Below are 11,596 nucleotides of genomic sequence, written 5' to 3'. Positions count from 1 at the left end.
ATCTGTATTTATGCAGGTTTATTGATTTTGAGCCGTATGATGTTTGTTTGAATTGACTAGTATTGTGTGTTTTTTCTTGCAGGGATGTAATTTATTTACATAGATCGTAGTGAGATTGATTACGGTTCATTGTTGGTGGGAATTTATGCAGTTACATGAGTTGGTCAATACAATCGGCCAAGATCTTCAGCGTCGATACGGTGAAAAAGTCCATAAACTAACGTTGCACGGTGGATTTAGTTGCCCTAACCGAGATGGCACGATTGGTCGGGGAGGATGTACTTTTTGTAATGTGGCTTCGTTTGCGGATGAAGAAGTACAGATAAAAAGTATTCACGATCAGTTGAAAGATCGTGCGGGCGAAATTCATCGAGCGAAGAAGTATCTCGCTTATTTTCAGGCTTACACCAGTACTTATGCGGAAGTGCAAGTGCTGAAAAATATGTATGAAGAAGCACTAAAAGCGGCTGATATTGTGGGATTGTGTGTCGGGACTCGTCCAGATTGCGTGCCTGATGCCGTATTAGATTTGCTGTCTGACTATGTACAGCAAGGTTATGAAATTTGGCTAGAGTTAGGGCTTCAAACCGCTAATAACGACACCCTTAAGCGCATCAATCGCGGTCATGATTTCGAATGTTATGCCGAGATCACCAAGCGTGCGCGTGCGCTAGGTATTAAAGTCTGTACTCATTTAATTGTTGGATTACCGAAAGAAAGCCGCGACGATAACATTGAGACGCTGCAAAAAGTGTTAGCCGTGGGTACGGATGGCATTAAGTTACATGGCTTGCATATTGTGGAAGGCAGCACGATGGCGAAAGCGTGGCGTGCAGGACGATTAGAGGCGCCAGAGCTAGAAGAGTATGTCGCAATTGCCAGTGAGATGATTCGTATGACACCACCGGACGTGATTTACCATCGCGTTTCATCAGCAGCTCGTAGACCTACCTTGTTATCGCCACTGTGGTGTGAAAACCGCTGGCTGGCGATGACTGAAATTGGTCGCTCCCTCAGTGAACATGGTGCTCAAGGAAGCCTAACGGGAAACGCTTTTATCTATACTAAACCGGAATTAATAGCAGATCGCTCAATAAATAACTGATATATTTTAACCAGTTTTCTTTAAAGGTTTAAACGATGGATCAGTTACTCAATTGGCTTTGGGATGGTCAAGGCGGTTATGGCTATGTCGTCTTGTTATTAATTGCTAGCGTGTGCGCGTTAGCACTGATCTATTTGCACTTTCAAACATCACTTAAGCAACTCGTAACGGATTCACCCTATCCAGTCATAGTGCTGGATACTGGCCATGCTCAGATCTTGTTATCTAACCAAGCTGCGATGCAGTTATTAGGTATTCGCTCTCTAGGCACGGGATATTTGTATCCCGCTTTATTCGATATTCGTGAGCTTGAGTCGTTTCTCGACAGTGTCTCTAGTCGTCATTTTAGCCAGCAGGTATTTGACTGGAGCTTATCTGAAAGCGAATCTATCAAGGTGGAGTTGTCAGGAAGAAAGAGTTTGCTGCGCAATCACCGTGTTTGGATCATCTACGCGCAGCCATATCAAGCCACTCATCAAGAGCAGCAACAAGAGCTTGCGCAATTAACGATTGCCCGTTCGGCACTAGACTCACTCTCTGAGTTAATTTGTACCCAAGATCGCCAAGGGAATTTATTAACGACGAACCGAGCATTTGATCAATTTTGGGAAGGGCGAAGGGAAGAGGCCTGTGCATCAAAGGCTTCCATGGGCGAGGCTACCAGAAAGAGTGAGCGCAAGTGGACGACGGATCCACAAGGTCGCAGTTGCTTATTGGAAGTGAATCAAAATTCCCTTGTGTCACCGAGTGGTGAGCTGATCGGTACATTATCCATTAGTCATGATGTGACCGAGTGGCACAAAATGCAGCAAAACCTGAGAGATGAAATGGAGCGCCGTAAAGATACAGAAGTTGCGTTGGCGCAAAGGGATACTATCTTACAAACTATTCTTGACGCTAGCCCTGACTCTATCGGTATCTTCAATGAGAATATGGTCTATCAAGCGTGTAATAAACCGTTCGTTAATGCATTAGGTATTTCAGACGTGTCTGATTTGATAGGTAAGCGCCTTCAAGATGTCATTCCTGAAGAGATGTACGCTCGCTTAGCCGCTAGTGATTTAGATGCATTGCGCCAGTCAGAACCTGTCCGATACATAGATAAAGTCGTTAGCAGTGATGGCAAAAGTACGTGGTTTGATGTGGTGAAATCGCCCTTTAAAGATAAAGCTTCAGGAACGAATGGTGTGCTGATAATGGCGCGTGATATTTCTGAACGTTACCTTGCCGAACAAAAGTTGGAGAGAGCCAATTTAGAGTTAGAAAAGTTGAGCTTTATGGACAGCTTAACTCAGGTATCGAACCGACGCCGCTTCGATGAACAACTGCAGGTACTATGGTACCACCATGCCCGCGAAAAGCTGCCGCTCACTATCATGTTGTGTGACATCGACTTTTTCAAAGATTACAACGACTGTTACGGCCATCAGCAAGGTGATGAAGCATTGGTCAGTGTTGCTACCGTATTCACAAAAGTCATCAATCGCTCCTCGGATTGTGTTGCGCGTTATGGTGGTGAGGAGTTTGGATTTATCCTGCCGAATACCACAACGGAAGGCGCGAGCAATGTAGCGCAGCGTATTCATGAACAAATTCGACAACTCGATATGGAGCACGACAGCTCAGAAGCATCGGAACGTCTCACGGTCAGTATCGGTCTTGTCTCTTATATTCCTCAACATGGTGATGAACCGGAAATGGGTATTGCCATGGCTGACAGTGCGCTATACCAAGCCAAAGCGGATGGACGTAATCGCACCTGTATTCACCCAAGTTCTTGCTAACGCTTTGTGACCGCTTGCTCTAAGTTGATAGCTGATTGTTTAAATCGCCGTATTAAACACGTTAAACTTACCGAAGCCTGTGCGTTCGTTGGTTAACTTATCTTTTTATCTTGTTTAGCAAGCGCAGTTCGCACTACGTATTTTTCACTAATCACACAGACCTAAATTGCGTTAGGCCGAATATGTCTGCTCGTTTTTTATCATTGAAGGGCAACATCTAGCCAGCACCATGGAGTAGTTAATGAAACCCATGAAAAATCTCGCCCAGTATTATGTCGACTTGCTAGTCAAACTGGGGATTGTTCGTTTCTCGATTTTGCTGGCCCTTGCGCTGGTGGCATTAGCCGTTGTGGTGCAGGTGGGGATTACTTTAGCTCTCAAGGGGCGAGTCGACGATATCGACATTGTCCGTTCGGTGTTTTTTGGTCTCTTGATTACACCTTGGGCGGTTTATTTTCTTTCTGTTGTTGTTGATCAGCTAGAAGAGTCTCGCCAGCGTTTAACCAAGTTGGTGTCCAAACTGAAAGACATGCGCTCGCGAGACCAAGAACTGAATTATCAACTGCAACAAAACATCGAAAAGCTCAACCAAGAAATTGAAGAGCGCATTAAAGCAGAAGAAGCTCGAGAAGAGGCGATGCAAGATCTCGAAAACGAGGTGTTCCAACGAGAGCGTACTCAGTTAGAGCTTGCGGAACGCACTGCACTACTGCGTTCATTTATTGATGCCTCGCCAGACTTAATTTACTACCGCAATGCCGATGGTGTGTTCTCCGGTTGTAACCGGGCAATGGAAGAGCTAACGGGCAAGAAAGAGCACCAGTTAGTCGGATTAAGCCCTTGGGATGTGTATAGCAAAGAAATCGCTGAGCACATCGTTGATACTGACCAAAAGGTCTTCGCCGATAATCAAGCCATCACTTACGAGCAGTGGCTAGAGTATCCTGATGGACGCAAACATTACTTTGAACTGCGTAAAGTGCCGTTTTACAGCAAAGATGGTCGTCACCTTGGCTTGGTAGGTTTTGGCCGTGATATCACTGAACGTAAACGTCATGAAGAGTCGTTAGAGAAAGCAAGCCGTGATAAAACTACTTTCATCTCAACCATCAGTCATGAACTGCGAACGCCACTAAATGGCATTGTGGGCTTAAGTCGCATGCTTCTCGATAGTCCGTTGACAGAAGAGCAGCGCAAACACATGCAGACCATCAATGTGAGTGCGATTACGCTAGGTAACATCTTCAACGATATTATCGATATGGATAAGTTTGATCGCCGCAAGCTAGAACTATTACCTGCGCCACTTAACTTCGAAGACTTCGTCGCTGAGATTGAAAGCATCTCAGCTTTGATGGCGGAGCAAAAAGGGCTGCGCTTTGACTTAGAACGTTTGAGTGATTTACCAAAAGCAATTGAAGTGGATGCGACCCGTTTGCGTCAGGTAATTTGGAACTTGGTCAGCAACGCAATGAAGTTTACCAAAGAAGGTGGCGTTGTGATGACGGTGAGTGCGGATGTCGAAGACGATTTTGCCACCATTATTATGGAAGTGGAAGACACAGGTATTGGTATACCGGAAGATGAGCTTGATAAAATCTTCGCCATGTATTACCAAGTGAAATCAGGTAAAGACAACCTACATGCTGTCGGGACTGGTATAGGCTTGGCGGTGTCAAAACAGCTGATCAATATGATGGATGGTGACATTACTGTCGCTAGTGAAGAGGGTTTTGGTAGTACTTTTACCGTATCGATTCACGTTCCTATTGTGGAACTCGAAGAACCTGTCATTGATGCAAAACGCGACAATATGCATCTCAACATCTTTATGGTCGAAGACATTGAGCTTAACGTCACTGTTGCCAAATCGTTGCTTGAGAGCTTAGGGCACTCCGTTACCGTGGCGATGACGGGACAAGAAGCGCTCGTGAACTTTGTGCCAGAAAAATATGACTTGGCGTTGTTGGATATTCAGCTGCCTGATATGACGGGGTTTGATGTCGCAAATTATTATCGCGAGCATTATAACAATCTGCCTCCATTGGTCGCCCTAACAGCTAATGTGATGAAAGATCGTCGTGAATACTTAGATAACGGCATGGATGATGCCATCAGTAAACCGCTTGCTGTGAACGCCATTCAGTCTGTAATTGATAAATTCTTCGCGCATCAGGTAGAGCAGCAAGAGCAACCTGAGAGCGTTCCAGAAACAGTGGAAGAGCCGACTCCTTCTCCTGTGATTGAGACACACTTGCTCGATATGGATATGTTAGAGTCTTACGTCGACATTGTTGGTGCCAAGCCGGTCTACGACAGCATAAAAATGTTTGAAGACATGATGCCAGACTATATTGATGTCTTAGACTCAAACATGACGGCAAAAGATCAAGATGGGATTGTTTCTGAAGCGCATAAAATTAAAGGTGCTGCAGGTTCGATTGGCCTCAAACGTATCCAAAGTGTGGCGCAGAAAGCGCAATCTCCCGATATGCCAGCATGGTGGGAAAACATTTCAGACTGGGTTGAAGAGATCAAAAATGAATACCAAAACGATATTCAAGTCCTCAAAAGTTGGTTGGAACAAAGGAAATAACATGAAAAAAATCGCACCGTTGGCGTTGGTTATAGCATTGATGGCAGGTTGCAGTTCCGTTCCAAGTGTGAACTGGCAACAAAACAGTCAGATTACGATTAACCAGGTGAATGTCGAGCTCAAAAGTAACTTATGGGTGAACCTGATGCCGACTGTTGGGGAAGTACAAGAGCAAAGCATTCAAGGATCACTTTACCTTGAAGGAGACCAGTTACTCCCAGCCAACCTGACTGCCGAAGCGCTTATCATCAAGCAAGGGGAAAAAGAGTGGTGGGTGGATGAAGACTCTTTAGAAACTCGAACTCATAGTGAGAGCCAATGGGAAGTAGCCTTCACGTCTCAGGTAGACGCGGACACAGAAAAATCGGTTGATATCGCGGTACTTTTAGACGACGCAGGTAAACAGCGCTGGTTAGTGGAAAAGTACGTGAAGATTAACAAGGTTTATTAGATTCAGTGATTGTCCGCTAATTGCTAAACCCAAAATAAAAGGGCTTGCTCAATGAGCAAGCCCTTTGCGTATTAGCGATTCAATTAGTCTTCTAGATCGCCACAGAAGCGGTAACCTTCGCCGTGGATAGTCGCGATGATTTCAGGAGTACCTGAAACAGACTCAAAGTGTTTACGAATACGACGAATCGTTACGTCTACAGTACGGTCATGCGGCTTAAGTTCACGGCCAGTCATCTTCTTAAGAAGATCGGCACGAGTTTGAATCTTACCTGGGTTTTCACAGAAGTGCAGTAGAGCTCGGAACTCAGAGCGAGGGAGCTTGTAGCTATCACCAGCAGGGCTAACTAGAGAGCGGCTGTTGATGTCCAGTACCCAACCATTGAATTCATACTTTTCTACTGAGCGCTTCTCTTCTTGCACCGCGTTAGAGCTCATTGAGCGGCTAAGTAGGTTGCGAGCACGAATAGTCAGTTCACGTGGGTTGAATGGTTTAGTGATGTAGTCATCTGCACCAATCTCAAGACCTAGGATCTTGTCCACTTCATTGTCACGGCCTGTCAGGAACATTAAAGCAATGTTCGCTTGTTCGCGTAGTTCACGCGCTAACAGAAGGCCATTCTTGCCTGGAAGATTAATGTCCATAATAACCAAGTTGACTGAGTTGTCAGACAACACTTGGTGCATCTCTTCACCGTCACTGGCTTCAAAAACAGCGTATCCCTCTGCTTCAAAAATACTCTTAAGAGTGTTACGAGTTACTTGCTCATCTTCAACGATAAGAATCTGCGGGGTTTGCATTGGCGGTACCTAAATTTGTGACAAAATTGTGCTAATAGAATAAATTCTAGGCAAAAATATAACATACAGGTAATGTGATTTTGATAATAAATCAAGTTGATCAAAAAAACACTTCTTTCAGTTATCCGCCCTCCATGGAATTTTGCCAACTCACCAGTATCCAATGGCGACGTTTATTCTAAAGGGCTTGTTTACCTTTCATTTCCTGCTTTCTGTGGGGCCTGAAACGTAAACACCCTAAGATATGGAGCGGATTTTATATTGTTAACAGCATGCTAACAATGCTCAAATGTTAATTCCATTCAGTTTGTTGATTTATATCAATTGATGAAATGTAACTGTTATTAATCGTTTAAGACTTATGATAGAAAAAAGTAATACGAACATAGACGCATCGTTATGGAATGCTTATTCAGAATCTTTTTTCAGATTCGAGGCCGAGTGGTGCGTTTCAAACTACGCTGTGATAACCGCTTGGAACCCATACAGTAATTTGCGGTCCAAAGAAGAGAACTGCATAAGCAATCAAGCATTAGAAACACTGCTACAGCACGTTAATTACGCGCCTATCACAGTAGGTGACAGCTCTTTTACATGGTATGAGGAAAGCTTTGCCGTCGAGTTATCACCAGAGGCGGCGGTCGCATTGGCGAATGACTTTCAACAAAACGCGATTTACTACGTCATTGATGATCAACTTTACCTTATTGCGTGCTCACAGCCGAAAGTGTTGCATAAGTTAGGCTCCCTTAAGCCTCGACTCGTATAGGAAAGGATACTACTCACCGAAGCACTGCTTGGGTGAGAAAATTCACGGAGGAAATATGAGAGACATTACACCCGATATTTGTGACCAATTTGAAGACCAAGTTACCCTGCTTACTTTGCCACTGCAGAACTTTGGTCAACGCACCGCTTTTTACGGAGAAATTGTCACAGTGCGTTGCTACCACGACAACTCAAAAGTACGTGAAGTACTGGGCGAAGATGGAACGGGGAAAGTATTGATTGTTGACGGACATGGTTCGTGTCAGAAAGCATTGCTTGGCGATCAATTAGCAATACTCGGAATAGAAAATGGGTGGGAAGGCATTATTGTCTATGGTGCAATACGCGACGTAGCACAAATATCTCAGATGGACATTGGCGTGCAAGCACTTGGTACCAATCCGTTTAAGACAGAGAAGCGAGGTATGGGAGAGGTCAATGTGACCTTAACGATGCAAAACCAAATCGTGCAGCCGAAGCATTATGTGTACGCTGATTGGAATGGTGTGTTGATTTCAAAGCAAAAATTAGATTTCTAAAAACGAAAGCCTAAACCTACCTCAATACCTTGTTGCCAATCTTGGTAATCAAGAGTCGCGTGAAGATCAAGTTTATCAGTGATTTTTACGCGACTTGAGACTTCAGCTGCGAGGCTGCTGTCTTCTTGGCGAATACCTTCCGCAGTCTCATTCTTGTAAGAGCGAACCGTACTTTTTAGTGTGACACGATCATTGAAGTGATAGCTGATCCCACTTAAAAAACCGCTTTGGTTTTGGGTCGGAGAGTTGTTGACTCGTGCACCGACGTAAACGTCTACTGAGTCAAAAAGTTCGTACGCATAACCCGTGTCGATATTCCAAACATCGAAACTGTCAGATTGATAGCTGTCGCTGGAAATAAATAGTTTATGAGGAGAAGGGGATGTTTTGCCTGGAAGAGGCGGAAGCTCGTTTGCTAGACAAACGCCAGGCACAAAAAACAGCAACAGAAAAAGCCCTCTTTTCATGCTCACCACTCCTTGTGTCAACTTTTTTTATTAGTATGTGCCCAAAGCTTCTCACTATTAAAGCATAGAATATGAAAGCTAGCTCACCTATTTTCTAAATAATTCGATCCTGTGAACATAGGTCACAGTTAAGTTGTTGTTAAGTGTCAACAACTCCCTTTCATAATTTGATCTTACGCTTTATGACGAAGATCAGACTAGTTATGGAGTAAAAAGTGAGACTGATGACGATGGGATGAGCTCCCTACAAAAATTAGCGACAGATTTCCTAACGAGCAATAACATCCAATTAGCTTTAAGTATCAATAAGATTGCTTAGCAGAAATCGCTGTAAGACTGAAAAACAAACAATTTTTTGTTGACTATGAATCGGAAACTCGGTAAACGTAGAGTTAAGCAAACACAATTAACGTTGAATATTTATTTATGCCATCTAACAGCCTAGTAGTAATGACCACGACCATTATTATTACCGACACGACACATGTTGGGGCAGGCTGCTGAGCGAAAGAAATTCACAAAAAAGGCCTGTATCCAACAAGATACAGGCCTTTTTTTATGCTTTTTTATCCAGAATTTAGACAAGTTTGAGAAGATATACCGGAGGAAGGGATGCGAGTATTGAAGTTTGGCGGTTCATCACTAGCTGATGCAGATCGCTTTTTAAGAGCGGCAGACATCATTGCCAATAACGCTCAACAAGAAGAAGTGGCGGTTGTTCTTTCAGCCCCAGGTAAAACAACAAATAAGTTGGTTGCAGTCATTGAAGGCGCGTTGCGCAATGGTGAAGCAGAGCTGCAAATCAAAGAGTTGGATGAATCGTTTAAAACGCTCTTCACTCAAATCCAAGCAGTACTCCCCAATATTGATGGTTCAGCTTTCGATAACCAAGTGAAAACCTCGCTATCTCAATTACGTCAATTTGTTCACGGCATCAATCTATTAGGTATGTGCCCAAACAACGTAAATGCGCGCATTATTAGTAAAGGTGAGCGTGTTTCCATTCAGTTGATGAAAGCTGTCTTGGAGGCGAAGGGACAACAAGCGAGCTTGATCGATCCTGTCGAGTATCTGTATGCCCAAGGTGATCATCTTGAAGCTATGGTTGATGTGGATATTTCAACACAAAACTTCCGTCAAAACCCCCTTCCTCAGGGTCATGTGAACATTATGCCGGGCTTTACAGCTGGCAACGAAAAAGGAGAGCTTGTCACGCTTGGTCGTAATGGCTCTGACTACTCGGCAGCGGTTCTTGCTGCCTGCTTACGCGCAGACTGTTGTGAAATCTGGACCGACGTTGATGGTGTATACAACTGTGACCCACGTTTAGTCGAAGATGCTCGCCTACTTAAATCACTAAGCTACCAAGAAGCGATGGAGCTTTCTTATTTTGGTGCTTCCGTTCTGCACCCGAAAACCATCGCCCCTATTGCTCAATTCCACATTCCATGTCTGATCAAAAATAGCTTTAACCCTCAAGGTGCAGGTACTCTTATCGGCCAAGATACTGGTGAAGATAATCTTGCGATCAAAGGTATAACAACACTTAACGACCTAACCATGGTTAACGTATCAGGCCCTGGTATGAAAGGGATGGTAGGTATGGCGAGCCGTGTATTTGGTGCGATGTCTTCTGCTGGTGTATCTATTGTTCTGATCACTCAGTCTTCTTCTGAATACAGCATCAGCTTCTGTATTGAGGCTGAAGATAAAGCGAAAGCGCAGCAAGTGCTGGCAGATGCGTTCGAGCTAGAACTGAAAGATGGCTTACTAGAACCGGTCGAGTTTATTGATAATGTTTCAATCATTACGCTTGTTGGTGACGGTATGCGCACATCGCGTGGTGTGGCTTCTCGCTTCTTCTCTTCTCTTGCTGAAGTGAACGTGAACATCGTGGCGATAGCACAAGGCTCATCAGAACGTGCGATTTCTGCCGTTATTCCAGAAGACAAAATTTCTGAAGCGATCAAAGCGTGTCACGAAAACCTATTCAACTCGAAACACTTCCTCGATGTGTTCGTTGTTGGTGTCGGTGGTGTGGGTGGCGAGCTGGTGGATCAGATCGAACGCCAACAAGTCAAACTGGCTGAGAAAGGCATTGTGATTCGAGTTTGTGGCTTAGCAAACAGCAAAGGTCTTTTGCTTGATAGCGAAGGCTTACCGCTCGAGCACTGGCGTGATCGTATGTCAGCAGCCACAGAAGAGTTCAGCCTAGCGCGTCTGATTTCTTTGGTACAACGCAATCATATTATCAACCCTGTATTGGTTGATTGTACTTCCAGTGAAGACATTGCTAAACAATACGCCGACTTCCTGGCGGCAGGTTTTCATGTTGTAACACCAAACAAAAAAGCAAACACAGCAAGCATGGCGTACTACCATCAGCTTCGCGATGTGGCTCGTAGCTCCCGTCGTAAATTGATGTATGAAACAACCGTAGGTGCAGGCCTACCGGTTATTGAAAACTTGCAAAACCTAATTTCTGCAGGCGATGAACTGGAGCGTTTCAGCGGTATTCTTTCGGGTTCTCTTTCTTATATTTTCGGTAAGTTAGATGAAGGAATGAGCTTAAGTGAAGCGACGAATATCGCAAAAGAAAATGGCTTTACTGAACCAGATCCTCGTGATGACCTGTCTGGTATGGATGTCGCGCGTAAGCTGTTGATCCTAGCTCGTGAAGCGGGCATGTCACTAGAGCTTGAAGATGTTGTTGTTGACCAAGCGCTACCGCCAGGTTTTGATGATTCAGGCAGTGTTGATGAGTTTATGGCGCGTCTTCCAGAAGCAGACGCTTACTTCAAAGAGTTATCGGCTAAAGCAGCAGAAGAAGGCAAAGTACTGCGTTACGTTGGTGAAATTAACGAGGGCAAGTGCACAGTAAGCATCGCTGCGGTGGATGAAAACGATCCGATGTATAAAATCAAAGACGGTGAAAACGCACTGGCATTTTACAGCCGTTACTACCAGCCAATCCCACTTGTGTTGCGTGGCTATGGCGCAGGTACTGAGGTAACGGCTGCGGGTGTATTCTCTGACGTGATGCGTACTTTAGGTTGGAAACTAGGGGTATAACAAGAATGAGTTCA

At 44.5% G+C, this 11,596-nt stretch carries 10 protein-coding genes and 1 other annotated feature; of the genes, 8 read left to right on the top strand and 2 right to left on the bottom strand.

What is annotated here, in order from left to right:
- Positions 1-145 precede the first annotated feature (145 nt).
- From FKN16_RS06760 to FKN16_RS06745, 4 genes are all read left to right on the top strand, one after another.
- Positions 146-1,105, top strand: a complete 960-nt coding sequence (locus FKN16_RS06760) for a TIGR01212 family radical SAM protein (protein WP_006742689.1) — start codon at positions 146-148, stop codon at positions 1,103-1,105.
- Positions 1,106-1,140: 35 nt separating this feature from the next.
- Positions 1,141-2,889, top strand: a complete 1,749-nt coding sequence (locus tag FKN16_RS06755; protein WP_170902337.1) for a sensor domain-containing diguanylate cyclase — start codon at positions 1,141-1,143, stop codon at positions 2,887-2,889.
- A 241-nt stretch (positions 2,890-3,130) separates the two neighbouring features.
- Positions 3,131-5,485, top strand: a complete 2,355-nt coding sequence (gene arcB / locus FKN16_RS06750; RefSeq protein ID WP_047009095.1) for an aerobic respiration two-component sensor histidine kinase ArcB — start codon at positions 3,131-3,133, stop codon at positions 5,483-5,485.
- A gap of 1 nt (position 5,486) precedes the next feature.
- Positions 5,487-5,936: a hypothetical protein gene (locus tag FKN16_RS06745; protein WP_006742686.1), complete on the top strand. Its 450-nt coding sequence runs from the start codon at positions 5,487-5,489 to the stop codon at positions 5,934-5,936.
- A gap of 83 nt (positions 5,937-6,019) precedes the next feature.
- Here the strand turns inward: FKN16_RS06745 and arcA are convergent, their stop codons facing one another.
- The gene (arcA, locus tag FKN16_RS06740; protein WP_005381824.1) at positions 6,020-6,736 is read right to left on the bottom strand and encodes a two-component system response regulator ArcA; all 717 of its coding nucleotides are present in this window, start codon (positions 6,734-6,736) and stop codon (positions 6,020-6,022) included.
- Positions 6,737-7,097: 361 nt separating this feature from the next.
- Here arcA and FKN16_RS06735 point away from each other — a divergent pair, with 361 nt between their 5' ends.
- Together FKN16_RS06735 and FKN16_RS06730 are read left to right on the top strand one after the other, a co-directional pair.
- Entirely contained in the window at positions 7,098-7,505 is a 408-nt protein-coding gene (locus FKN16_RS06735; RefSeq protein ID WP_031780532.1) for a DUF3293 domain-containing protein, read from the top strand.
- Positions 7,506-7,560: 55 nt separating this feature from the next.
- Complete coding sequence (locus FKN16_RS06730) at positions 7,561-8,043, top strand: putative 4-hydroxy-4-methyl-2-oxoglutarate aldolase (protein WP_005396309.1); 483 nt, start codon at positions 7,561-7,563, stop codon at positions 8,041-8,043.
- On the opposite strand, the gene FKN16_RS06725 is transcribed toward FKN16_RS06730, so the two are convergent.
- A complete protein-coding gene (locus FKN16_RS06725; protein WP_065645163.1) occupies positions 8,040-8,510 on the bottom strand; it encodes a ribonuclease regulator in 471 nt (156 codons plus the stop codon). The genes FKN16_RS06730 and FKN16_RS06725 overlap by 4 nt on opposite strands.
- A 426-nt stretch (positions 8,511-8,936) precedes the next feature.
- Between FKN16_RS06725 and thrL the strand changes: the two genes are divergently transcribed.
- Complete coding sequence (gene thrL, locus FKN16_RS06720) at positions 8,937-9,014, top strand: thr operon leader peptide (protein ID WP_074192076.1); 78 nt, start codon at positions 8,937-8,939, stop codon at positions 9,012-9,014.
- Positions 8,950-9,069 (top strand) — a sequence feature (Thr leader region). (Overlaps the previous gene by 65 nt.)
- A 53-nt stretch (positions 9,070-9,122) precedes the next feature.
- Positions 9,123-11,582: a bifunctional aspartate kinase/homoserine dehydrogenase I gene (thrA, locus tag FKN16_RS06715; RefSeq protein WP_074192050.1), complete on the top strand. Its 2,460-nt coding sequence runs from the start codon at positions 9,123-9,125 to the stop codon at positions 11,580-11,582.
- Positions 11,583-11,596 lie beyond the last annotated feature (14 nt).

Origin of the sequence: Vibrio sp. 11-4(1) (genome assembly GCF_013048625.1) — a bacterium.
Taxonomy (GTDB): Bacteria; Pseudomonadota; Gammaproteobacteria; order Enterobacterales; family Vibrionaceae; genus Vibrio; species Vibrio diabolicus.
This window is presented reverse-complemented; position numbering and strand designations above follow the sequence as displayed.

What these genes read in the sequence shown, in the direction of transcription:
- FKN16_RS06760 (WP_006742689.1), top strand. Translation starts at nt 146, where the DNA reads ATGCAGTTACATGAGTTGGTCAATACAATCGGCCAAGATCTTCAGCGT.
- FKN16_RS06755 (WP_170902337.1), top strand. Translation starts at nt 1,141, where the DNA reads ATGGATCAGTTACTCAATTGGCTTTGGGATGGTCAAGGCGGTTATGGC.
- arcB (WP_047009095.1), top strand. Translation starts at nt 3,131, where the DNA reads ATGAAACCCATGAAAAATCTCGCCCAGTATTATGTCGACTTGCTAGTC.
- FKN16_RS06745 (WP_006742686.1), top strand. Translation starts at nt 5,487, where the DNA reads ATGAAAAAAATCGCACCGTTGGCGTTGGTTATAGCATTGATGGCAGGT.
- arcA (WP_005381824.1), bottom strand. Translation starts at nt 6,736, where the DNA reads ATGCAAACCCCGCAGATTCTTATCGTTGAAGATGAGCAAGTAACTCGT.
- FKN16_RS06735 (WP_031780532.1), top strand. Translation starts at nt 7,098, where the DNA reads ATGATAGAAAAAAGTAATACGAACATAGACGCATCGTTATGGAATGCT.
- FKN16_RS06730 (WP_005396309.1), top strand. Translation starts at nt 7,561, where the DNA reads ATGAGAGACATTACACCCGATATTTGTGACCAATTTGAAGACCAAGTT.
- FKN16_RS06725 (WP_065645163.1), bottom strand. Translation starts at nt 8,510, where the DNA reads ATGAAAAGAGGGCTTTTTCTGTTGCTGTTTTTTGTGCCTGGCGTTTGT.
- thrL (WP_074192076.1), top strand. Translation starts at nt 8,937, where the DNA reads ATGCCATCTAACAGCCTAGTAGTAATGACCACGACCATTATTATTACC.
- thrA (WP_074192050.1), top strand. Translation starts at nt 9,123, where the DNA reads ATGCGAGTATTGAAGTTTGGCGGTTCATCACTAGCTGATGCAGATCGC.